Origin of the sequence: Nonomuraea sp. NPDC052129 (genome assembly GCF_040680095.1) — a bacterium.
Classification (GTDB): Bacteria; Actinomycetota; Actinomycetes; order Streptosporangiales; family Streptosporangiaceae; genus Nonomuraea.
In genome coordinates this window covers 15,385-37,720 of the sequence record NZ_JBFAVX010000025.1, presented here as the reverse complement: position 1 = coordinate 37,720, position 22,336 = coordinate 15,385, and the positions used below count along the sequence as shown (strand labels likewise).

Below are 22,336 nucleotides of genomic sequence, written 5' to 3'. Positions count from 1 at the left end.
CGAGTCCAACAGTCGCACATCGGCCGTATATTCCGATCCTGCGGTGCCTGCGGGGGCGCGCGAGTAGGATTCTACTTTGTAAAGGCGGCGGGCGCGGCTGGTCCCGCGCTCATGCACGTTTGGCGATGGCGGTGATCCACGGCTGGACCAGCCGCGCCGCCAGCGGCCCGAACGCGGCCAGGATCAGCACATATGCCGCGGCCAGCGGCCCGAGATCGGGGTGGGCGCCGGCGCCTACCGCCAACCCGGCGATCACGATGTTGAACTCACCGCGGGGGATCAGCGAGATCCCCGCTCTGGCCCGTCCGGCCTTGCCGATACCGGCCCGGCGGGCGGCGTAGAAGCCGGTCAGCAACTTGGTAACCATGCTGACCACGGCCAGCAGCACGGCCAGTCCGGCCACCGGGCCGATCTTCGTCGGGTCGGTCTGCAGGCCGAAGAAGACGAAGAAGACGGCCGCGAACAGGTCACGCAGCGGGGCCAGCAGCGCCTGGGCGTCCTCCGCCAGCTCCCCGGACAGCGCGATGCCGACCAGGAACGCGCCGACCGCGGCCGACACCTGGAGCTGCTGGGCCACGCCGGCCACCAGCAACGCCAGCCCGACCACCTTCAGCAGCAGCACCTCGGAGTTGGGGCTGCGCACGAACGCCTCGATGAAGCGGCCGTAGCGCAGCGCGACCAGGAGCACCACGCTGACCGTGCCCAGCGCGATGGCCACGGTGATAGCGCCGCCCACCAGGCTCAACCCGGCCAGCAGCGCGGTCAGGACGGGCAGGTAGACGGCCATCGTCAGGTCCTCGAAGACCAGGAGCGACAGCACCACCGGCGTCTCCCGGTTGCCGATCCAGCCCAGGTCCGACAGCACCTTCGCGGTGATGCCGGAGGACGTGGCGTAGGTGACCCCGGCCATCGCCACCGCCGCCACCGGGCCCCAGCCGAGAAGTAAGGCGCAGATCGCGCCCGGTGCCGCGTTCAGCACCAGATCCACGAGCCCGGCCCGGGCGTTGCCCTTCAAGCTGGTCACCAGCTCGTCGGCGTTGTACTCCAGGCCGAGGGTGAGCAGCAGCAGGATGACGCCGAGCTCGGCGCCGACGGAGATGAACTCCTCGCTGGTGGCCAGTGGCAGAATGCCGCCGGTGCCGAAGGCGAGTCCGGCGATCAGATAGAGGGGGATCGGGGAGATGCCGACGCGCAGGGCAAGCGCTCCCAAGATGCCAAGCCCCAGCAGAACCGCGCCGAACTCCAGGAACAGAATCGCCGTGTGATGCACTCGCGGCCCTACCCGTTGATAAAGATGTCGGCCACCGCGGCGGTGCTGTCAGCGCTGCCCACCACGACGACGATGTCGCCCGCCGCCAGGACGAAGTCCGGGCCCGGGCTGACCAGGACCTGGCCGGCGCGTACCGCAGCGACGATGGAGGCGCCCGTACGGGTGCGCACCCGCGCGTCTCCCATCGGCCGGCCCGCGTACGGCGAGTCCTCAGCGATCGGCAGCTTCTCGCTGACCAGTCCCTCGACCTCGCGGTGCAGGTCGTTGAGCCGCTGGATCACCCGCGGCGCGCCCAGCAGCTCGGCCAGCGCGTCGGCTTCCTCGTCGTTCAGCTTGACGGTCTCACACGCGCGGTCGGGGTCGGCGGGATCGTAGATCACCAGATCCCGGCGGCCGGTGCGGTGCGAGACGATGCCGATCCGCCGCCCGGACCGCGTGGTGAACTCGTGCCGCAGCCCGATCCCTGGCAACGCCGTCTGTTCGATCTCCACCGCTACCCCATCCGGTCAAGATTTCGATTACTTGGTCAAACCGTATCAATCCTGCGGGTTGACAGCGGGGGGTCGTCTGGGGGGAGAGGCAGGCGGGACGGCGTCAACGCCGTGTTATCGTCCCACACCTGAAAGTCGCCGCTAGACCATCGGGGGAGCCATGGAACGCAGGTTCGCCGTGCGTGAGCAGCTGACGGGTGTGGTACGGGCGGCCCTGGGGGCCGAGCGCCGGCTGGCCGACGTCACGCGCCTTAGAGGTGGCACGAAGAAGGGCGTGTACCGGCTCCTGCTCGACGACGGTTTCACCGCCATCGCCTACATCTGGGACGCGGCCGAGAACTACTGGCCCGGTCTTCAGGTCGACGATCCCGCGGACCCGTTCTCGCCCGCTTCCGGTCTGGAGTTGTTCGAGGCCGCTCATCGGCGGCTGGACGGCGCCGGAGTGCGGGTGCCACGGGTCTATCTGGCCGACCGGAGCAGGGAGCTCTATCCGGCCGACATCGCGGTGGTCGAGGACGTGCCGGGCGGGACGTTGGAGACGCTGCTCCAGCGTGATCCGCGGGCGGCGGCTCCGGTACTCGCGCGGCTGGCCGAAGCGCTCGAGGAGATGCGCGGTCAGGTGGCGCCGGGCTTCGGCAAGGTGGCCTGGGTCGACCGTGGCGGGGTCTCCGCGGGCCGGTCGTGCGAGCAGCTGGTCTTCGACCGGGCGCTCGTCGACCTCGAGGACGGGGCCGCGCGGGACGGGCGGCTCGCGGCGGCTCGTGATCGGCTGGCGGGCGTGGTCCGGGAGCTGGCGGCGGGCGTGCGGCCGCGCTCGGCGCACGCGCTGGTCCATGGGGAGCTGGGGCCGGACCACGTGCTGGTGGACGCCGCCGGGCGGCCGATGCTGATCGACATCGAGGGGCTGATGTACTTCGACGTCGAGTGGGAGCACGCGTTCCTGCGCCTGCGCTTCCACGAGCATTATGAGTCGCTGCGCTGGGAGGGGCTGGATGAGCGGCGGTTGTCGTTCTACACGCTGGCGATGCGTCTGTCGCTGGTGGCCGGGCCGTTGCGGTTGATCGAGGGTGATTTTCCGGGGCGTGAGTTCATGCGGGGGATCGCCGAGCACAATCTGCAGCAGGCGCTGGCGTTCGTCGGCGGGTGAGCCGTCAGGCCGACTTGCCGTGGCGTTCCGGGCGGCGGCTGGGGTGGTCGTGGGGCACCAGAGTGGGATTGACGTTGTCGAGTACGGTGTCGCGGTCGATGACGATCCGGGCCACGTCGTCGCGGCTCGGCATTTCGTACATGAGATTGAGCAGTGTCTCTTCGAGGATGGCGCGGACGGCCCTGGCGCCGGTGCGGCGCAGGAGCGCCTGGTCGGCGATGGCGGCGAGGGCTTCGGCGGTGAATTCGAGGTCGATTCCGTCGAGGGCGAAGAGCCGCTGATACTGCCTGATGACCGCGTTGCGGGGTTCGGTGAGGATCCGGATGAGGTCCGCGCGGTCGAGCGGGTGCAGGGTGGAGATCACCGGTAGCCGGCCGACGAGTTCGGGTATGAGACCGAAGGTCAGCAGATCGGCGGGGGTGACGTGAGGTCGCGGGCCGGTTCTCCGGGTGGGGGCGTATCCGGCGCTGCCGCGGCCGGTGCGTTGTCCGATGAGGTCGTCGAGACCGGTGAAGGCGCCACCCGCGATGAACAGCACATGAGTGGTGTCGATATGGATGACTTCCTGGTGAGGATGTTTGCGGCCGCCTTGGGGCGCGACGCCGACGGTGGTGCCTTCCAGGATCTTGAGCAGTGCCTGCTGGACGCCTTCGCCTGAGACGTCGCGGGTGATGGACGGGTTGTCGCTCTTACGGGTGATCTTGTCGATCTCGTCGATGTAGACGATGCCTGTTTCGGCCTTCGCGATGTCGTTTCCGGCGGCCTGAAGGAGTTTGAGGAGGATGGTCTCGACGTCTTCGCCGACGTAGCCGGCTTCGGTCAGCGCGGTGGCGTCGGCGATGGCGAAGGGCACGTCGAGCATTCTGGCGAGGGTCTGGGCGAGGTGGGTCTTGCCGCTGCCGGTGGGCCCGATGAGCAGGATGTTGGATTTGCCGAGTTCGAGGTCCTCGGTGTGCCGGACGCGTTTGTAGTGGTTGTAGACGGCGACGGCGAGTGTTCTTTTGGCGGCGTCCTGGCCGATCACGTAGTGGTCGAGGCGTTTGTGCATGTCCCGTGGAGTGGGCAGGTCAGGGGGCGGGGTGCGCTCGTCGGCCTCGATGAGTTCGGTGCAGAGTCCGATGCATTCGTCACAGATGCAGATGCCGGCGGGGCCGGCGATGAGCTTGCGGACCTGCCGCTGGGTCTTGCCGCAGAAGGTGCATGTCGGCTGGTCGCGGACCACTGAGGTGTCTCCTTGGCGATCAGAGGGTCGACGATCAGAGGGTGACGGTGAGGGCGGCCAGGCGCCAGGTGCCGGGGTCGGGGGCGCGCGGCGCGGGCTCGGCCAGCGCGAGGCCGGGGTGGCGGCGCAGCAGGGTGGTGAGGGCGACTTCGGTCTGTACGCGGGCGAGGGCGGCGCCGACGCAGAAGTGCGGGCCGTGGGAGAAGCCGAGATGCCCGGGTTGTCCGGCGGGCCGGGTGAGGTCGAGGCGGTCCGGGTCGGCGTAGGCGCGGGGGTCGCGGTGGGCGGCGGCGATCGAGGCGGTGACGGCGTCTCCCTTGGCTATGGGAGTGCCGCACAGTTCGGCGTCTTCGCGGGCGTAGCGGGGAATCGTCAGCAGGGTGGGGCCGCACCAGCGGATGAGCTCTTCGACGGCGCCCGGCATGAGGCCGGGGTCGGCGCGGAGCGCGGCCAGTTGCTCGGGGTGGGCGAGCAGCGCCTCGACGGCGTTGGCGATGAGGTTGGTGGGGGTCTGGCCGGCCATGACCAGATGCCAGATGAGGGTGACGAGCTCGGTGTCGCTGAGCCGGTCGCCGTCTTCCGCCTGGGCCTCGATGAGGTCGGAGATCAGGTCGTCGGCGGGTTCGGTCCTGCGGCGGGCGACGGCCGCCCTGGCGCCTTCGATGATCGCGGGTATGGCGGCGGCGAAGGCGGGGCCCGCGCTGGTGACGACGGTGGCGCCGTACTCGCGCCAGCGGAGGCGGTCGGGCGCGGGGATGCCGACGAGCTCGCAGATCACGTCCATGGGCAGCGGCCGGGCGAAATGGGTCATCAGGTCGACGGGGCCGTGGCCGGGCAGGTCGTCGAGGAGCGCCTCGACGATCGGCGCGACGCGCGGGGCGAAGTCGGCGGCGCGGCGGGCGGTGAAGGCAGGGGCGGCCAGCCTGCGTAGCCGCAGGTGCTCGGCGCCGTTCATCTCCGACATGGTGCGCATGTACGGCCGGTAGTCCTCGGGGACGTCGGGCCGCATGAAGCTGTCGCTTCTGATCTCGAATCGGGGGTCGCCGAGCATCGTCTTGATGTCGGCGTGGCGGGTCACGACCCACATGGGGCCGAAGCCGGGGGCGCCCACGCGGGCGATGGGGGAGATCTCGCGGGCGCGGCCGTAGGCGGCGAAGGGGTCGCGGTGCACGTCGGGGTCGGTGAGGTCGATGTGCGGTACGTCGCTGGTCATGTGTCCTCCACGCTGAATTTCGAATGATCTCATCATACGAATGGTGAAGGTATCTTGATGATGGATGTTCGGCAAACTCCAACAGGTCGCGCAAAATCGGTTGCCCGGCCCGGCGGCCGTCTGTTGTACTCCCTCCCGGCAACCAGTCCACCCAACCCAAGGAGCACACCGATGAGGCCAGCGTTCGTGTCCCCCGCGACGGCAACAGCCACCTATCTAGAGGACAGAACGCTTGAAACGCACGTTGAACTTGGGGATCTTGGCGCATGTAGACGCCGGTAAGACCAGCCTGACCGAGCGGCTGCTCTACGCCGCCGGTGTCATCGACGAGATCGGCAGCGTCGATGACGGCAGCACCCAGACCGACTCGCTGGCCCTGGAACGACAGCGCGGCATCACGATCAAGTCCGCCGTCGTCTCCTTCGTTATCGGCGACGTCACGGTCAACCTGATCGACACGCCCGGCCACCCCGACTTCATCGCCGAGGTCGAACGCGTGCTGAGCGTGCTCGACGGCGCCGTGCTGGTGATCTCCGCCGTTGAGGGTGTGCAGGCCCAGACCCGCGTGCTGATGCGCACGCTGCGGCGGCTGCGGATTCCCACCCTGCTGTTCGTCAACAAGATCGACCGCCGTGGCGCCCAGGACGACGGGCTGCTGCGGGCCATCGCCGAGAAGCTGACGCCCGCGATCGTGGCGATGGGCTCGGTGCGCGATCCGGGCACTTCAGACGCGGCCTTCCTTCCGTACGGGCCCGGCGACGCCGCCTTCACCGCGCGGCTGACCGAGCTGCTGGCCGACCACGACGACGCCTTCCTGGCCGCCTACGTCCATGACGAGACGGCCGTCTCCTACCGGCGGCTGCGGCGCGAGCTCGCGGCGCAGACCGGGCAGGCGCTGGCGCACCCGGTGTTCTTCGGCTCGGCGATCACCGGCGCGGGCGTGGACGCGCTGAGCGCCGGCATCGCGGAGCTGCTGCCCGCCGCCCAGGGCGAGCCCGGCGACCCCGTCTCGGGCACGGTCTTCAAGGTCGAACGCGGTCCGGCGGGGGAGAAGATCGCTTATGCCCGGATGTTCGGCGGAACGGTACGCGTGCGGGACCGGCTGCGGTTCCACGACGGTCAGGGCGAGCCCCGCGACGATCAGAAGGTCACCGCGCTGAGCGTGTTCGAGCGCGGCGCCGACGTCCAGCGCCCCTCGGTCGCGGCGGGCCAGATCGGCAAGCTGTGGGGCCTGGCCGACATCCAGCTCGGCGACACGATCGGCGAACCGCGCGAGGACGCCGGCCGCCACCACTTCGCCCCGCCCACCCTGGAGACGGTCGTCGTCCCCGCGAGCCCCGCCGCGCTGGGCGCCCTGCGCGTGGCCCTCGCCCAGCTCGCTGAGCAGGATCCGCTGATCGACCTGCGCCAGGACGACATCCGGCAGGAGATCTACGTCTCGCTCTACGGCGAGGTGCAGAAGGAGGTCATCCAGGCGACCCTGGCCGCCGACTTCGGCCTCGAGGTCGGCTTCCGCGAGACGACCACGATCTGCGTCGAACGGCCGATCGGCGCGGGCGCGGCGGTCGAGTTCAACGGCAAGGCGCCCAACCCGTTCCTGGCCACCGTCGGGCTGCGCGTCGAGCCCGCCCCGGTGGGCGCCGGCGTGCGCTACCGGCTGGCGGTCTCGCCCGGGGCGCTGCCGCTCGCCTTCCACAAGGCGGTCGAGGACACCGTACGGGAGAGCCTGAACCAGGGCCTGTACGGATGGCAGGTCACCGACTGCACGGTCACCATGACGCACTCCGGCTATTCGCCCCGCCAAAGTCACTCCCACGCCATCTTCGACAAGAGCATGTCGAGCACCGGCGCGGACTTCCGCCACCTGACGCCGCTGGTGCTGATGGACGCGCTACGGCAGGCCGGCACCAGGGTGCACGAGCCGATGCACCGCTTCACTTTGGAGGTCCCGGCCGACACGATCGGTGGCGTGCTGCCGGAGCTGGCCCGGCTGCGGGCCGTCCCCCGCACACCGGCCATGCGAGGCGCGTCCTGCCTGGTCGAGGGGGACATCCCGGCGGCCCGCGCACACGAGTTGCAGCAGCAGTTGCCGGGGCTGACCCGCGGCGAAGGCGTGCTGGAGTCGGCCTTCGACCGCTACCAGCCCGTCTCCGGCGCGCCACCGGCCCGGCCGCGCACGGACCACAACCCGCTGGATCGCAAGGAGTACCTGCTGCACGTCATGCGGCGGGTCTGATCAGAGGTCAGGGATGCTTTCGACGGATCAGTGGGGGCAAAGGGGTAGATGTCGCTATTGTTGGGCCCGCGCGCCTCAGAGTCACCTCCGGCGCCTCTGGTAACCACGGTCACCGAGGCAGAGCCCGAGAGACAGGCGAACGGGACAGCCACGGGGAAGGCGCGCTGCACGGCGTCCCGTCCGCCGAACGGGGATAGGGACCGGGTCGCTTGTCCCATGCGGCGATCCATGAAGGACGGGATTGGTCATGGCCACGCGGCGCGAGCGTCTTCGCTATTGGTTCGACAACACGATGTCGAGGGGCACTCCGGCCCTGATCGGCTGGCTCGCGCTGGTGACCGTGGTCATGGTCGGCAGTTTCGGCGTGCTCGTCTATGTGCTCGCGGGGGACGACCTGCCGCACAAGAGCTGGAACGAGGCGCTGTGGGGCATGCTCATGCGCGCGATGGACGCCGGCACCGTGGCCGGCGACAACGAGGGCAGCGCGCTCTTCACCGTCCTGGGGTTCACGATCACGATCGGCGGCCTGCTCATCGTCAGCAGCCTCGTCGGTGTGCTCACCACCGGGCTGGACAACAAGCTGACGGAGCTGCGTAAGGGCCGCTCCAGGATCGTGGAGTCCGGGCACACGACGCTGATCGGCTGGTCGGACCAGATCTTCACGATCATCCCCGAGCTGGTGGAGGCCAACGAGAGCGAGTCGAAATCCTGCGTGGCGATCCTGGGGGACCGCGACAAGCTGGAGATGGAGGAGGAGCTGCGCTCGCGGCTGGGCACCACCGGCAAGACCCGGATCGTCGTCCGCTCCGGCAGCCCGACTGAGCCGACCGACCTCGACCTGATGAGCCTCGACACGGCGCGGGCGGCCATCGTACTGTCCCCGCCCGGTGACGATCCCGACGCGCACGTCGTCAAGACGCTGCTGGCGCTGACGAACCGCAACTGGCGCCGGCGCCGCCCGCCGATCATCGCCTCCGTCACGGACACGACCAACCTGGTGGCCGCGGAGCTGGCCGGGGGCGGTCATGTGCAGGTGGTCGACACCGACGACATCGCCTCCCGGCTCATCGTGCAGTCCTGCCGCCAGTCGGGCCTGTCGGTGGTCTGCACGGACCTGCTGGACTTCGGCGGCGACGAGATCTACCTGCGGCCCGAGCCGAAACTGACCGGCTTCCCCTATGGTGAGGCGCTGTTCGCCTACGAGACCGCCTCGCTCATTGGCATCCGGCACGGCGACGGGTCCGTGGTGCTCAACCCGCCGATGAACACCGAGATCACGCCGGACGACCAGATGATCGTGGTCGCCGAGGACGACTCCGCCATCCGGCTCGTCCGCAGCTTCCCGCCGATCGTCGAGGGCGCGATCACCCGCCCGGTCCGCCAGGCGACGCCGCCGGAGCGGACGCTGCTGCTGGGCTGGAACAGTCGCGCCCCGAAGATCGTGCAGGAGCTGGACCACTACGTCTCGCCCGGGTCGACCCTGCACGTGGCGGCCACCGCCGTCGAGGAGAGCGACAGCCTGGACCGGGCGAAGGTGGCCCTGCGCAACCTGGCGGTGAACGTCAAGGAGTGCGACACCACCGACCGGGTCACCCTGGAAGCGCTGGACGTGGGCACCTTCGACCACATCATCGTGCTGGCCGACGACCGGCTGGAGCCGCAGCACGGCGACTCACGCACGCTGGTGACGCTGCTGCACCTGCGCGACATGGCCTCGAAGTCCGGGCAGCGGTACGCGATCGTCAGCGAGATGAACGACGACCGTAACCGCCGGCTGGCCCAGGTCACCAAGGCCGACGACTTCGTCGTCAGCGACAAGCTGATCAGCCTGCTGATGACCCAGCTGTCGGAGAACCCGCACCTGGGGCAGGTGTTCCGCTTCCTGTTCGACTCCGCCGGGTCGGAGATCTACCTCAAGCCGGCGACGGACTACGTCCAGCCCGGAGTGTCGGTCAGCTTCGCCACCGTGATCTACTCCGCGCGGACGCGTGGCGAGACCGCGATCGGCTACCGCGTGCTGGCCGAGGCCGCCTCGCCACCCGCCTACGGTGTCGTACTAAATCCCGGTAAGTCGGCCGCTGTCACGTTCGGCCCCCGCGACCTGGTGATCGTCCTCGCTGAGGACTGAAGTCATCGGATGAGTTGACCGCCCGGAGGGCAGTGTTTCTTGACTCTGGGCTCTGTCTCGTGTATTCGTCGGAGGTCTGAGAGATCAGCCTTGTTGGCGTTACCCCCCGTCAGCCCAACGAGAGAGCGATCGCCATGCAGCGCCGCCGAACCCCCTCCAGAGTCTTATCCGCCTGCGCCGCCCTCCTTCTCGCCCTGACCGCCTACATCGTCGGCGCTCCCGCCGCCGGCGCGGAGGTCGAGCACCCGCGGCAGCAGTGGCTGCGCGACTCGACCGCGGGCCTGTTCCTGCACTGGGGCATGTTCACCGCGCCCCGCCACCTCGACTGCGCCGCCTGGGAGCGGGACGTCACCGGCGGTGGCTGGAGCCCTGACTACTGGGTCGACGAGGCTCGCAAGCTGGGCGCCTCCTACATCGTGCTGGCCACCTTCCACAGCAGGCTCGGCTACGCCCGGCCGTGGCCGTCGAAGATCCCCGGCAGCTGCGCCACCCAGCGCGACCTGCTCGGCGAACTGGTGAAGGCGGGCCAGGCCAAGGGCGTACGGGTCATCCTCTACATGACCGACGACCCGCAGTGGCACAACGAGCAGGGCGTCGAGACGCTCGACTCCGCCGCCTACTCCGCCTACAAGGGCCGCTCGGTCGACCTGACCACCAGGAACGGGTTCGGCCAGTTCAGCTACGACCTGTTCTTCGAGGTCATGGAGAACTATCCGGACCTGGCCGGGTTCTGGATCGACAACGACAACGAGTACTGGGAGCAGAACCAGCTCTACGAGCAGATCCGACAGAAGCGCCCGTCCTGGTTGCTGAGCAACAACAACGAGGACACCCCGATCATGGACACGGTCAGCAACGAGCAGAAGACCGGCATGACGCCGGCCTACGACTACCCGCAGGCCGCCTTCACCCCGATGCCGCGCCTGACCGAGGCCGACTACAAGCTCCCGACCACCGGCGACTGGTGGTACGACGGCGGCAGCCACCCCGTCGACTTCCGCCTCAGCACCGGCCGCTACGTCACCAACGCCGGTTCTTCGATGAAGTCGCTGATGGCCGAGACCCCGATGGTCAATGGCAAGTTCCCGCCGCAGCAGGAGGAGTTCAACAACTTCATGGCCGGGTGGGTGCCGCCGATCCGGTCCTCGCTGCAGGAGACCGAGGGCGGCGGCTACATGTACGGCGGCATGCAGCCGGGCTTCTGGAACGACGGCGCGCACGGCGTCGTCACCGTCGAGCGCGGCGCGAAGGTCCAGTACGTGCACGTGGTGACCAGGCCCAGGACCGATCAGGTGCGGCTGCGCGACAACGGCTACCGCGTGTCCGCGGTGAGCGATCTGCGTACGGGCGAGCGGATGCGGTTCGCCCAGTCCGGTGGTTACCTGTCGATCCTCGGCATTACCAAGTGGGACGACTACGACACCGTGTTCAAGGTCGAGACCCGTGGCCAGGAGCACTTCTATCCCCAGAGCGCGCTCAAGGCGACCGCCACGTCCACCCGCGCGGGTCACCCGGCCGGCGCCCTGGTCGACGGCAGCTTCCAGAACTACTGGGACGCCGACGCCAAGCTGCCCGTCTCGCTCACCCTCGACCTCGGCAAGCGGCGCGAGGCCGCCTACCTGGCGGTCAACCAGCGCGAGTGGTCGCCGACGTACGCGCGCGAGACGTTCGGCCGCCCCGAGGACTCGGCCCGGATCAAGGACTATCGGGTCTACGCCAGCGACGACGGCAAGCACTGGGGCAAGCCCGTACGTTCCGCCGCGATGCGCAGCGCGCGCGGCGCGCAGTTCATCGACCTCGGCGGCACCCGCGCCCGCTACCTGAAGCTGGAAGTCCTCAACACCTGGGGCGGCCCGCAGGCGCCGCGCTTCTACCAGGAGCTTCAGATCGACGAGATCAAGGTGGCGTCGGCCTACCCGGTGGGCCTCGGGGCGGCGATGCCGCTGGAGGCGGAGAGGCAGGCCAGGAGCGGCTCGGCCCGGCCGGACCTGTGCCAGGCGTGCTCCGGCCTGGCCCGGGTGGTGGGGCTCGGCGGCGGCCCGCGCAACGCGGTCACCTACCGCGACGTCACGGTGCCGACGGCCGGGACGTACCGGCTCGAACTCGATCACACCGCAGCCGCGGCCACCTCATTGTCGGTGAGCGTCAACGGCGCCGCGGCGGTGCAGGTGCCGGTGAGCGGCGACAACGCCGACGTTCCCGCCGCCACGGCGCTGGCGGTGCCGCTGAACGCGGGCGCCAACACGATCACGCTGTCCAGTACGGCCCGGCAGGGCCCCGGGCTCGACCGGATCGCCGTCGCGCCGATGCCGCCGGCCTCGGAGGTCCCGAAGACGACGATGACCGTGGACCCGTCCGGCCTGCAGTGGGTCGGTCCCGGGCAGCAGTCGATGAAGGTGTCGACGAAGCTGCGGCTCGACGTCGACGACGCGCTCGACCAGGTCAACCTGGCCCCGGTGGTGCCGACCGGCTGGACGGTGACGGGCGCCGCCGCGACCGCCGCCACGCTGCGGCTCGGTCAGACGCTGGAGGGCACCTGGACCCTCACCTCGCCGCCCGGCCAGGACGTCACCGCGGCCGACATCCCCATCACCGCGTCCTTCCAGGTGCTGGGCCGCGCCAACCAGGTCACCAAGCAGCTGCGAGTGCGGCTGCGCCCGGCCGACCGGGTGTTCATGCGGGAGGCCGAGGACTCGCGCAACCGGCTCGGCAGCGCGGGCATCACCAGCTGCTCGCCCTGCTCGGGTGGGCAGAAGGTGCGCAACCTGGGCGGGGCGGCGGACGCGTACGTGCTGTTCGAGGACGTCACCGTCGACACGGCCCGCCAGTACACGCTGTTCATCGACTTCACGGTCAACGGCGACCGCTCGTACTTCGTCACCGTCAACGACGCCGCGCCGATCGAGGTGAAGGTGAGCGGCGTCGGCAACAACACCCCGTACACGACGTCCGTGCCCGTCACCCTGCGGGCGGGCGCCAACACCATCAAGATCCACAACGACACGGAGGCCGCGCCCGACCTGGACCGGCTGTCACTCGGCTGAGGCCGGCGCCCGCCCCGTACCGCCGGGCTCCCCGGCGGTACGGGGCGGCTGCCAGGGCCAGCGGCCGTCCAGCTCGACCTGGAGCGAGACGCTCAGGAACGTGCGGACCGCGACGATGATGGCCAGCACCCCGAGGCTCTGGAAGGTGGGGGAGACCGCGACGGTCTTGATGATGTCGGCCCCGACCAGGAACTCCAGTCCCAGCAGGATCGAGCGGCCCACGCCCCGCCGGTAGGCCTGGTAGAGGCCGGCCACCTGGCGGGACCGGGCCAGGCTCACGCCGTAGGTGATGGTGGCGATGACCAGGCCGGCCGCGATCACGGCCACGCCCGCGATGTCCAGCACCGTGCCGATGAGCTCGATGATGTCCTTCACCTGCACGCTGTCCCTCTCCCCGGCTCACCGATACGTCCGGATCATGGTCGCATACACCCGTCACGTGAGCAGCAAGGCGAGTGCGAGGGTCAGCAGCAGGGAGTCCAGCCGGTCCAGCAGCCCGCCCGCGCCCGCCAGCCACGACGCCGAGTCCTTGACCCCGGCCCCGCGCTTGACCATCGACTCCAGCAGATCGCCCAGCGGAGCACCCATCGCCACCGCGATCGCCAGCGGGACGGTGAACGCCCCGAGCAGCGCCAGCGCGCCCAGCCCCACGGCTGCCCCGGCCAGCGCGCCGCTCCAGCGCTTGGCCGGGGACAGCGGCGACAGGGACGGCCCGCCCAACGACCGCCCGGCGAACGAGGCCGCGATGTCGCCCATCGACACCGCGACGAACACCGCCAGCACGACCGGGCCGAGCAGCACCACCCCCACCAGCGGAAGCAACCAGACCACCCCGAACACCCCGAGCGACGCCCTCCTGAGCCCGCCCGCCGCGTCACCCCCGAGCAGCGGCACGAGCACGACGACCAGGACGGCGGCGACCAGCACCCGCGGCAGGTACGGCAGCGCCAGCCACGCCACCGGCGGCAGCGCGCCCGCGACCGCCACGAGCACGACCCGGTCGGGTATGGCCAGTCCCACAAGCCCGCCGTACTCGACGGCGAGCACCGCCCCGGCCACGGCGGCGAGCACCGCGGCCCCACCCGGCCCGGCGTACAGGGCGGCGACCACCACGGGCACGGCCACCGCCCAGGCGCACCAGCGCAGCATGTACTCCCGCCGGCGCGACAGCGCGACGGCGACCCCACCGACGACGAGCGCGACGGCGATGTACGGGAGGGCCGTGGCAGGTGTGATCACGGGGTGGCCCGCAGGCGGTCCAGTGCGGTGGCGACGGTGGTGGCGACGCGGTCGTTGGCGTCAGGGTCGCGCACTGTGATCCGTACCGTCCGGCCCTCGAAGGCGGGGGACAGGGGCGACAGGTCGCGCAGGAACACCCCGTCCCGCCGGCACGCTGCCACCAGACCGGCCGCGGTCGGCCCGGACCGGGGCAGCGTCAGCAGGACGAAGTTGGCGGCCGACTCGTGGACCCGCAGGTCAGCGCCGAGGCCGGCGAGCCGTTCGGCGAGGCCGGAGCGCAGGGTACGGGTCCGGGCCCAGCATCCGGCGTAGTAGCCGGGGTCGCGCAGGGCGTGCACGGCGGCGATCTGGGCGGGCAGGCTGAGCCCCCAGGGCGGGGCCCAGCGGCGCGACTCGGCCGCCAGTTCCGCCGGTCCGGCGAGGTAGGCCGCCCGCAGACCGGATAAGGCGTACATCTTGGATAGCGATTTGCACACCACGGTATTGCCCGAGGCAGCGGCGTACCGCTCCAGCGACGGCGACGGCGACGGCGACGGCGACGACTGCGACGGCGAATGCCCCGAGTCGGCGTACTCGACGTACGCCTCGTCGATCCAGAACCGCGTCCCGCCCGGCGCGTCCGCGATCACCCGGCGCAGGTCACCGGCATCGGTGTGCACGCCGGTCGGATTGTTGGGGTTGACGATGACCACCAGGTCATAGCGCTCGCGCAGCGCGTCCCGCAGGCGGTCGAGGTCCGGCCGCCAGCCGTCGGCCCGGCGCAGCGGGAACCGGTCGGCGCGGCAGCCGATCACCTGCTCGACGACGTGGGCGTACTCCCCGTAGACGGGGTCGGGCAGCAGGACGCGGGAGGAGGCGTCCAGCCAGCCGCGGAACGCGCGGAAGATCAGGTCCGACGAGCCCGCCCCGGTCGCGACGGCGTCCGGGGGCAGGTCGCGGCGTTCGGCGATCTCCTCGACGAGCCCTTCGGGGTAGGCCGGGGGAGAGGTGCGGGCGAGCCAGCCCTGGTCGCCGCCCAGCAGCTCGACCACGGCGGGAGCGGGCGGATACCAGGCGTCGAGCACGTCGGCGGGTACGACGTCGTCGCGCGCCGGCAGGCTGTCGAATCGGCGGCCCACCACCCCGATCGAGGCACCACCGTGCTGGCAGGCGGGCGGTCCGGGCAGGAACGGCATCTCCAGACTCCAGCGCACCCTCGGCTCAAGGGCGCGCAGCAGGGGGCCGTGGTGCCGTCGCGCCCGTTCGGCCAGCTCGCTCACCTGCCCGGACAGCACTTCGAAGGTGACGGCCCCCGCGTGTACCCGGGTACCGGTGCCGGTCAGTCCGGCGGCCAGGTACATCCCGAGGATCTCGGTCCGCCCCAGCGCCGCGACGACGCGGCCGCCGTGCGCGGCCACCCAGCGCATCGCCGCGTACATGAGCAGCGGCGCCGCCGCCGAGCCTCGCCAGCGCGGATCCACGGTCAGGATGCGGATCTCGAACAGGTCCTCCCTGCCCAGGACCGGATGCCCGGCGCGGCTGAGGTACTTGTCGATCGAATAGCGGCCCGCCAGGGCGGCGTGACGCTGATGAACCCCACCGGCCGGTCGCCGTGGGCCGCGACGATGTAGACGTTGCCGTCGTCGAGGGCGTCGCTCAGCCGTTCGGCCTGGTTGGGCGGGTGCTGGCCGAGCTCGTGCGCGTAGACCTCGTGCCGCAGCCGGTAGATCCACTCTCTGTCGGATGCGGACCCGGGGCGGATCTCCAGCATGACCATGTCTAGTCCGACGTACGCCGACACCAGCCGGGTTCCTGGTGAATGCTAGGGGTGGGCGGCCAGCAGGCGGGCGCGGCTGTTACTCAGGTGGACGCGGGTCGCGGCGCGCGCGCCCTCGCCGTCCTGGCGCTCGATGGCCGCGTAGATGTTCTCGTGCTCGACCACGATCTGCTCGAAGTGCCCCTGCCCGGCGGGCGACAGCCGGTCACGCGGCACGATGATCATGGAGGGGCCGAACGACGTGATCAGGTCGGCGAAGTAGCGGTTGCCCGTCGCCAGCGCGATGCGCAGGTGGAACTGGAAGTCGGCGTTCACCGCCGTGCTCGGGTTGTCGGCGCTCGCGGCGAACCGGTCGAGCGCCGCCCGCAGGTCGTCCAGGCGGGGTCCCCCGCCCCGGCGGGCGGCGAGCGCGGCGGCCTCGACCTCGAAGGCCATGCGGAAGTCGAGCAGGTCGACCACGTCATCGACGGTCAGCTCGCCGCTCTGGCCGAACTCGAACCTGGCCGAGCCCGGCCGCGCCAGGACGAAGCTGCCGCGGCCGTGCTGGGTCTCGACGAGCCCGGCGGCCTGCAGCCGCGAGATGGCCTCGCGTACGACCGTCCTGCTCACGCCGTACGTCTCCACCAGGCTGCTCTCGGTCGGCAGCTTGTCGCCGGGGTGGATGACGCCTTCCTGGATGCGCGCTGTCAGATCGTCGACGAGGGTCTGGGTCAGGCTCGCCATCGCGGGTTCAGTCCTTTCTGGTGCCGAACTCGCACTGGTCCGCGGTCCACTTGGCGGCCTGCTCGCTCGGGGTAAGCCCGAGGCCGGGGCGGTCGGGCACGATCATCCTGCCATCGCGGATCTCCAGGCGCTCCTCGAACAGCGGCTCCAGCCACTCGAAGTGCTCGACCCAGGGCTCCAGCCCGTAGGCGGCGGCCAGGTGCAGGTGGATCTCCATCGCGAAGTGCGGGGCCAGCTGCAGGCGGTTGTGCTCGGCCAGCGCCGCCAGGCGCAGGAACGGCGTGATGCCGCCGATGCGCGGCGCGTCGGGCTGGATGACGTCGGCCGATCCCAGGCGGATGAGCTCGGCGTGCTCGGCGACGCTGGTGAGCATCTCGCCGGTCGCGATCGGCGTGTCGAGCGAGGCGGCGAGCGCCGCGTGGCCGGCGCTGTCGTAGGCGTCCAGCGGCTCCTCGATCCAGACCAGCCCGAACTCCTCCAGGGCCCGGCCCATGCGCTGGGCAGCCGGCCGGTCCCATTGCTGGTTGGCGTCCACCATGAGGGGTACGCCGTCGCCCAGGTGCTCGCGCACCGCGCCGACCCTGGCCAGGTCGATCCGGGAGTCGGGGTGGCCGACCTTGAGCTTGATGCCGCCGATGCCGCGTTCGAGCGCGGCGCTCGCGTTCTCGATGACCTGCTCGATCGGGGTGTGCAGGAAGCCGCCGGAGGTGTTGTAGCAGCGTACGGAGTCGCGGTGGGCGCCCAGCAGTTTGGCCAGGGGGAGTCCGGCGCGCTTGGCCTTCAGGTCCCACAGCGCGACGTCGAGTGCCGCGATCGCCTGCGTGGACAGCCCGCTGCGCCCGACCGACGCGCCCGCCCAGACCAGCTTCTCCCACAGGCGGGCGATGTCGCTGGGGTCCTCGCCGAGCAGGTCCGAGGCGATCTCCCTGGCGTGGGCGTACTGGCCGGGGCCGCCGGCGCGCTTGGAATAGCCGAAGCCGAAGCCCCGATGCCCGCTCTCAGCGCCGATCTCGGCGAACAGGAAGGCGATCTCGGTCATCGGCCGCTGCCGCCCGGTGAGCACTTTCGCGTCACTGATCGGGGTGGCGAGCGGCAGATAGACCGAGGAGAGCCGGATCCAGGAGATGCGGTCGGAGGTAGTCATGGCGGTCATCGTACAACTCGCCATGTCGTCATACAACTACTAGAACTCGGCAGTCCCCGACAGGTCCATGGGGGCCATGCGCTCGATGGCCAGCCTGGTGCGCTCCATAGACTCGGTGATCTCCTTCGTCCGTTCCTCGGTGAGGTTGGCGATGGGCACCGAGCAGCTGATGGCGTCGGTCGGCGGGCTGGTGTAGCGCAGCGCGAAGCCGAAGCACATGACGCCGGCGTAGTTCTCCTCGTCGTCGATGGCGTAGCCGCGCCGGCGCGTCAGCTCCAGATCCCGGGTCAGGGCGTCGCGGTCCACCAGCGTCTTGGGCGTCAGGGGAGTGAGCTGCGCGGGGATCGGCACCTCCAGGCCGGTGCCGAGCCGCTCGGCCAGCAGCGACTTGCCCATGGCCGTGCTGAAGGCGGGCAGCCGGCGCCCGACCCGGCTGAAGGGGCGCAGATACTGGCTCGACTCCTTGGTGGCCAGGTAGACGATGTCGCCCCGGTCCAGGCGGCCGAAGTGGATGGTCTCGTCGAGCAGCGCGCTGAGGTCGTTGATGTGCGGCTGGACGATGCGCAGGTAGGGATCGGTGTCGAGATAGGTGGTGCCCGCCAGCAGGGCGCGGATGCCGATGCTGTACAGCGTCCCGCTCGCGTCGGTGCGCACCCAGCCGCGCTCGACCAGCGTGCGGATCAGTGCGTAGATGCTGCTGCGCGGCGCGCCGAGCGCGTCGCTGAGCTCGCGCAGCCGGGCCGGCCGGTTCTGTCGCGAGGCGAGGAGCTCAAGGAGTTCGACCGTGCGGGCGGCGGACTTCACGCCCCGCACGCCGCTCTGCGCCGTGCCCTCGGCCTCGTCTAGGGGGAGTGTCATCGCACCTCATCTGTCGGGGGACGGCCTGTTGACACATTACCAATTTTGGAGCGAGACTGCTCGCCACGTAACAGGCATCTACATATGGAGACAGGATGACCGCTACGTATACAAGTGATGATGTACGCGCCAGGCTTCGGCGGGGCATGGAGACCGGCGTTCTGTCGTTTCCGCTGACGCCGTTCGACGCCGACGGGGCCCTGGACATCGACGCCTTCCGCGCCTACCTCCGCGACCAGATCGCGGCCGGTCCCGGCGCGGTGTTCCCGTGCTGCGGGACGGGGGAGTTCTTCTCCCTGGCCGAGGACGAGTACGAAAGGGTCGTCACGGCTGCGGTCGAGGAGGCGGCCGGAGCGCTGCCGGTGGTCGTGGGGGCCGGTTACGGCTGGGCCCAGGCCGCCCGGTTCGCCGCCATCGCCGAGCGGGCCGGGGCCGACGCGTTGCTGCTGATGCCGCCCTATCTGGTGGAGGCGCCCCAGGAGGGCTTGGTCGAGCACGTACGGCGGGTCGCCGCCAGTACCTCGCTGCCCGTGATCGTCTACCAGCGCGCCCAGGTGAAGATAGCGGTGAGCAGCATCGCCGGGCTGGCCGCGATACCGAACGTGATCGGCCTCAAGGACGGTCACTGCGACCTCGACCAGTTGCAGCGGCTCAAGCTGGCCGCGCCGCCGGAGTGGCTGTTCTTCAACGGCGCCGCGACGGCCGAGATGCAGGCCCGCGCCTACCGGAGCATCGGCGTGCCCGCCTACTCCTCCGCCGTGCACGCCTTCGCCCCCGAGATCGCCAAGGACTTCTTCCGCGCCTTCCACGCCGACGACCACGAGCGGGTCGAGCTGCTGCTGAGCCGCTTCTACGTCCCCCTGGTCGAGCTGCGCGACAAGGGCATCGGCTACGGGGTCTCGCTGGTCAAGGCCGCGGCTAAGCTGCGAGGACTCCCCGTGGGCTCCGTACGCGCCCCGCTCGCGGACCCCCCTCCCGAGCACCTGGAACAGCTCCGCGCCCTGCTGGACACCGGCCTCGACCTCGTCCGGTAAGGAAGGAATCCCCATATGTCGCAACCCATCCCTCGGATCGTCAAGGCGACCGTCACGCCGATCCTGATCAGCGACCCGCCGCTGCTCAACGTCCTCGGCGTGCACCAGCCGTACACCCCGCGCACCATCGTCGAGCTCGAGACCGACAGCGGCGCCACCGGGGTCGGCGAGACCTACGGCGACACCGAATACCTGGAGGTGGCGCGCAACCTCGCCAAGGCCGTCATCGGCCGGCCGCTGACCGCGCTGAACGGGCTGCACGAGCTGGCCTACGACTCGGCCGGGCTGACGCCCGGCACGATCAACGAGTTCGACCCGGCCGGGCTGCGCGGCAGCCGTACCAACGAGAAGATCGTCCGCAGCGTGGTCTCGGCGTTCGAGGTCGCCAGCCTGGACACGCTCGGCAAGACGCTCGGCCTGCCCGTGCACGCGCTGCTCGGCGGCAAGGTGCGCGACCGGGTCGACTACAGCGGCTACCTGTTCTACCGCTGGGCCGAGCACCCGATGGAGGACGCGCCGCGCGACGACTGGGGTGCCGCCCTCGACCCCGAAGGCGTCGTACGCCAGGCGCGGCGCTTCACCGACACCTACGGATTCCGCTCCTTCAAGCTCAAGGGCGGCGTGTTCCCGCCCGAGGAGGAGATCGCGGCCATCAAGGCGCTGGCCGAGGCATTCCCCGACCACCCGCTGCGCCTGGACCCCAACGGCGGCTGGTCGCTGGAGTCGAGCGTGCGCGTCGCCGAGGAGCTCGACGGCCTGCTGGAGTACCTGGAGGACCCGACCACCGGCATCGACGGCATGGCGCAGGTGCGCGCCAGGACCGGCGCGCTGCTGGCCACCAACATGTGCGTCACCACGTTCGGCGAGATCCCCGAGGCGTTCGCCAAGGACGCCGTCCAGGTGGTGCTGTCCGACCACCACTACTGGGGCGGCCTGCACGCCACGCGCGAGCTCGCGGCACTGTGCCGCACCTATGGAGTCGCGCTCTCGATGCACTCCAACACCCACCTCGGCATCAGCCTCGCCGCGATGACCCACGTCGCCAGCGTCATTCCGGACCTGGAGTACGCCTGCGACAGCCACCGGCCCTGGCAGACCGAGGACGTCATCACCGAGCCGCACCGCTTCGTCGGCGGCGCCCTCGAGGTGTCCGACGCCCCTGGCCTCGGGGTCGAACTCGACCGCGACGCCCTGGCCACCTTGCACGAGCGCTGGACCGAGCTCAGCGGTTTCCGCGACAGGGACGATGTGGCCGCCATGCGCGTGGCCGACCCCACGTGGGTCCAGCCCCCGCTTCCACGCTGGTGAAAGAGAGAACACTCTGATGAGAATGTCATCCACGATAGGCCTGCGCATCGGTGGCGCCCTGCTGGCAGTGGTCGCCATGTCCGCCTGCTCGGTCAAGGGCGGCGGTGCCGGCGACGGCGCCGCCTACCCCAGCAAGGCCGTGGAGTTCACCGTCCCGACGGAGCCGGGCGGCAGCACCGACCTGGTCACCCGCGCCCTGGCCAAGAGCATCGAGAAGCCGCTCGGCAAGCCCGCCGTAGTGGTCAACAAGCCGGGCGCCAACGGCAAGATCGCCGGTAAGGACGTGTTCAGCAGCAAGCCCGACGGCTACCGGGTGGCCGTGATGCCGCAGTCGCTGTTCGCCATCGGGCCGCTCATGGTCCAGGACCCCGACGCCATCAAGCTCGAGGACATGACCTTCGTCAAGGGGCTGGCCGTCGAGGACTACGCCCTGGTCGTGCCGGCCACCTCGCCGTACAAGTCGCTCAAGGACCTGCTCGCGGCCGACGGCATCAAGTACGGCACCACCGGCGCGGGGACGGGCAGCCAGCTGTCGCAGGCCCTGCTGTTCGGGGTGGCGAAGGTGAAGGCGACGCCCGTGCCGTTCGACGGCGGCGCCCCCACTATCACCGCGGTCCTGGGCGGCAAGGTCGACGCGGCGTCCGTGCAGATCGCCGAGGCCGCCAAGCACGTCCAGTCCGGCAAGCTCCGGGCGCTGGCCGTGTTCGGCACCAAGCGCGTCGAGGCGCTGCCCGACACGCCGACGGCCACCGAGTCCGGCTATGACGTCGTGGTGGACCAGCGCAGGTTCGTGGCCGCGCCCGCCGGGCTGCCGGCCGACGTACGCGACAAGCTGGCCGGCGCCATCGACAAGGCCATCGCCACGCCCGAGTACGGCGAGCTGCTGAAGTCCAACTACATCGGCCGCTGGGAGGTCGGCGGCGACGAGGTGAAGACGCAGCTCACCAAGGCCCAGGGCGAGTTCGCCGCGCTGACGAAGAAGCTCGGGATCGACCTCACGGGCCAGCAATGACCAGCGTCGTACCCGAGGAAGGCGTGCCGGAGGAGGACGGGCTTCCCACCCCGCCGACTCCGGCCTACGCCCGCCGGCAGAACATCGTCGCGGCGCTCGTCCCGCTCGCCATCGGCGTGATCACCGGGATCATGTCCTGGAGCCTGGGGGTGGGCACGCTGTCCAACCCGGGCCCCGGGCTGTGGCCCCTGGCCGTCAGCGTCGCCATGGTCGTGACCGCGGCGGTGCTCGTGCTGCGGTCCGGGCCGACCGGCGAGGAGGAGACCTTCACCCGCGAGGCCCTGATCGTCGTCGTCGCGGCCGTGTCCCTCGTGGGCTACGCGCTGCTGTTCGAGCGGATCGGCTTCGAGATTCCCACCGTGGCGCTGCTCGTCCTGTGGCTGAAGGGACTCGGACGAGAGGGCTGGCGGATGACCGTGATCATCTCGCTCGGCTCGACCGCCGTCCTCTACCTGCTGTTCGTCACCGGGCTGGGCGTGTCACTCCCGCACATCCTGCCCTTCTGAACCAG

Annotated in this window: 19 protein-coding genes; 8 read left to right on the top strand and 11 right to left on the bottom strand. The window is 70.4% G+C overall.

Annotated elements, in window-relative coordinates; translation table 11 throughout:
* Positions 1-109: 109 nt before the first annotated feature.
* Positions 110-1,270, bottom strand: a complete 1,161-nt coding sequence (locus AB0L53_RS39745) for a cation:proton antiporter (RefSeq protein WP_364005713.1) — start codon at positions 1,268-1,270, stop codon at positions 110-112.
* An 8-nt stretch (positions 1,271-1,278) separates the two neighbouring features.
* Positions 1,279-1,761: a cation:proton antiporter regulatory subunit gene (locus AB0L53_RS39740; protein WP_357954113.1), complete on the bottom strand. Its 483-nt coding sequence runs from the start codon at positions 1,759-1,761 to the stop codon at positions 1,279-1,281.
* 160 nt (positions 1,762-1,921) lie between these two features.
* Between AB0L53_RS39740 and AB0L53_RS39735 the strand changes: the two genes are divergently transcribed.
* Positions 1,922-2,908 (top strand): phosphotransferase, encoded by a 987-nt coding sequence (locus AB0L53_RS39735; RefSeq protein WP_364005710.1) that lies wholly within the window; start codon positions 1,922-1,924, stop codon positions 2,906-2,908.
* 4 nt (positions 2,909-2,912) lie between these two features.
* Here the strand turns inward: AB0L53_RS39735 and clpX are convergent, their stop codons facing one another.
* Both clpX and AB0L53_RS39725 read right to left on the bottom strand, forming a co-directional pair.
* Positions 2,913-4,130, bottom strand: coding sequence for an ATP-dependent Clp protease ATP-binding subunit ClpX (gene clpX, locus AB0L53_RS39730; protein WP_364005707.1), 1,218 nt, complete (start codon positions 4,128-4,130; stop codon positions 2,913-2,915).
* Between the two features lie 34 nt (positions 4,131-4,164).
* Positions 4,165-5,343 carry a cytochrome P450 gene (locus AB0L53_RS39725; protein WP_364005704.1) on the bottom strand — a complete coding sequence of 393 codons (1,179 nt, stop codon included), beginning with the start codon at positions 5,341-5,343 and terminating at the stop codon, positions 4,165-4,167.
* Positions 5,344-5,575: 232 nt separating this feature from the next.
* On the opposite strand from AB0L53_RS39725, the gene AB0L53_RS39720 reads away from it, so the two are divergent.
* From AB0L53_RS39720 to AB0L53_RS39710, 3 genes are all read left to right on the top strand, one after another.
* The gene (locus AB0L53_RS39720) at positions 5,576-7,579 is read left to right on the top strand and encodes a translation factor GTPase family protein (protein WP_364005701.1); all 2,004 of its coding nucleotides are present in this window, start codon (positions 5,576-5,578) and stop codon (positions 7,577-7,579) included.
* Between the two features lie 247 nt (positions 7,580-7,826).
* A complete protein-coding gene (locus AB0L53_RS39715) occupies positions 7,827-9,707 on the top strand; it encodes a potassium transporter TrkA (RefSeq protein ID WP_364005698.1) in 1,881 nt (626 codons plus the stop codon).
* Between the two features lie 134 nt (positions 9,708-9,841).
* Positions 9,842-12,751, top strand: coding sequence for a CBM35 domain-containing protein (locus tag AB0L53_RS39710; protein ID WP_364005695.1), 2,910 nt, complete (start codon positions 9,842-9,844; stop codon positions 12,749-12,751).
* Here the strand turns inward: AB0L53_RS39710 and AB0L53_RS39705 are convergent.
* Genes AB0L53_RS39705 through AB0L53_RS39675 form a run of 7 tightly spaced genes read right to left on the bottom strand, consistent with a single transcriptional unit; the run spans position 12,740 to position 18,471 of the window.
* Positions 12,740-13,132 carry a DUF1622 domain-containing protein gene (locus AB0L53_RS39705; protein WP_364005692.1) on the bottom strand — a complete coding sequence of 131 codons (393 nt, stop codon included), beginning with the start codon at positions 13,130-13,132 and terminating at the stop codon, positions 12,740-12,742. The genes AB0L53_RS39710 and AB0L53_RS39705 overlap by 12 nt on opposite strands.
* Before the next feature lie 54 nt (positions 13,133-13,186).
* Complete coding sequence (locus AB0L53_RS39700) at positions 13,187-13,990, bottom strand: phosphatidate cytidylyltransferase (protein WP_364005689.1); 804 nt, start codon at positions 13,988-13,990, stop codon at positions 13,187-13,189.
* Positions 13,987-15,450: a histidinol-phosphate transaminase gene (locus AB0L53_RS39695; protein ID WP_364005686.1), complete on the bottom strand. Its 1,464-nt coding sequence runs from the start codon at positions 15,448-15,450 to the stop codon at positions 13,987-13,989. Before AB0L53_RS39695 ends, AB0L53_RS39700 begins: the two co-directional genes overlap by 4 nt.
* Positions 15,451-15,452: 2 nt before the next feature.
* Positions 15,453-15,770: a hypothetical protein gene (locus AB0L53_RS39690; RefSeq protein ID WP_364005683.1), complete on the bottom strand. Its 318-nt coding sequence runs from the start codon at positions 15,768-15,770 to the stop codon at positions 15,453-15,455.
* Positions 15,771-15,791: 21 nt separating this feature from the next.
* Complete coding sequence (locus AB0L53_RS39685) at positions 15,792-16,469, bottom strand: FadR/GntR family transcriptional regulator (protein ID WP_357954095.1); 678 nt, start codon at positions 16,467-16,469, stop codon at positions 15,792-15,794.
* 7 nt (positions 16,470-16,476) lie between these two features.
* Positions 16,477-17,613 (bottom strand): mandelate racemase/muconate lactonizing enzyme family protein, encoded by a 1,137-nt coding sequence (locus tag AB0L53_RS39680; protein WP_364005680.1) that lies wholly within the window; start codon positions 17,611-17,613, stop codon positions 16,477-16,479.
* A 39-nt stretch (positions 17,614-17,652) separates the two neighbouring features.
* A complete protein-coding gene (locus AB0L53_RS39675; RefSeq protein WP_364005677.1) occupies positions 17,653-18,471 on the bottom strand; it encodes an IclR family transcriptional regulator in 819 nt (272 codons plus the stop codon).
* Positions 18,472-18,566: 95 nt separating this feature from the next.
* Between AB0L53_RS39675 and AB0L53_RS39670 the strand changes: the two genes are divergently transcribed.
* The 4 genes from AB0L53_RS39670 to AB0L53_RS39655 are packed head-to-tail and all read left to right on the top strand — an operon-like array spanning position 18,567 to position 22,331.
* Complete coding sequence (locus AB0L53_RS39670; protein WP_364005674.1) at positions 18,567-19,505, top strand: 5-dehydro-4-deoxyglucarate dehydratase; 939 nt, start codon at positions 18,567-18,569, stop codon at positions 19,503-19,505.
* 15 nt (positions 19,506-19,520) lie between these two features.
* A complete protein-coding gene (locus AB0L53_RS39665) occupies positions 19,521-20,813 on the top strand; it encodes a glucarate dehydratase family protein (protein ID WP_364005671.1) in 1,293 nt (430 codons plus the stop codon).
* A gap of 22 nt (positions 20,814-20,835) precedes the next feature.
* Positions 20,836-21,825, top strand: coding sequence for a tripartite tricarboxylate transporter substrate binding protein (locus tag AB0L53_RS39660; RefSeq protein ID WP_357954085.1), 990 nt, complete (start codon positions 20,836-20,838; stop codon positions 21,823-21,825).
* Complete coding sequence (locus AB0L53_RS39655) at positions 21,822-22,331, top strand: tripartite tricarboxylate transporter TctB family protein (RefSeq protein WP_364005668.1); 510 nt, start codon at positions 21,822-21,824, stop codon at positions 22,329-22,331. The genes AB0L53_RS39660 and AB0L53_RS39655 overlap by 4 nt, the downstream gene beginning before the upstream one ends.
* Positions 22,332-22,336: the final 5 nt, after the last annotated feature.

Bases quoted from the DNA above. Each gene is read 5' to 3' on its own strand.
- AB0L53_RS39735 (WP_364005710.1), top strand. From the start codon at position 1,922: ATGGAACGCAGGTTCGCCGTGCGTGAGCAGCTGACGGGTGTGGTACGG.
- AB0L53_RS39725 (WP_364005704.1), bottom strand. From the start codon at position 5,343: ATGACCAGCGACGTACCGCACATCGACCTCACCGACCCCGACGTGCAC.
- AB0L53_RS39715 (WP_364005698.1), top strand. From the start codon at position 7,827: ATGGCCACGCGGCGCGAGCGTCTTCGCTATTGGTTCGACAACACGATG.
- AB0L53_RS39710 (WP_364005695.1), top strand. From the start codon at position 9,842: ATGCAGCGCCGCCGAACCCCCTCCAGAGTCTTATCCGCCTGCGCCGCC.
- AB0L53_RS39685 (WP_357954095.1), bottom strand. From the start codon at position 16,469: ATGGCGAGCCTGACCCAGACCCTCGTCGACGATCTGACAGCGCGCATC.
- AB0L53_RS39680 (WP_364005680.1), bottom strand. From the start codon at position 17,613: ATGACTACCTCCGACCGCATCTCCTGGATCCGGCTCTCCTCGGTCTAT.
- AB0L53_RS39675 (WP_364005677.1), bottom strand. From the start codon at position 18,471: ATGACACTCCCCCTAGACGAGGCCGAGGGCACGGCGCAGAGCGGCGTG.
- AB0L53_RS39670 (WP_364005674.1), top strand. From the start codon at position 18,567: ATGACCGCTACGTATACAAGTGATGATGTACGCGCCAGGCTTCGGCGG.
- AB0L53_RS39665 (WP_364005671.1), top strand. From the start codon at position 19,521: ATGTCGCAACCCATCCCTCGGATCGTCAAGGCGACCGTCACGCCGATC.
- AB0L53_RS39660 (WP_357954085.1), top strand. From the start codon at position 20,836: ATGTCATCCACGATAGGCCTGCGCATCGGTGGCGCCCTGCTGGCAGTG.
- AB0L53_RS39655 (WP_364005668.1), top strand. From the start codon at position 21,822: ATGACCAGCGTCGTACCCGAGGAAGGCGTGCCGGAGGAGGACGGGCTT.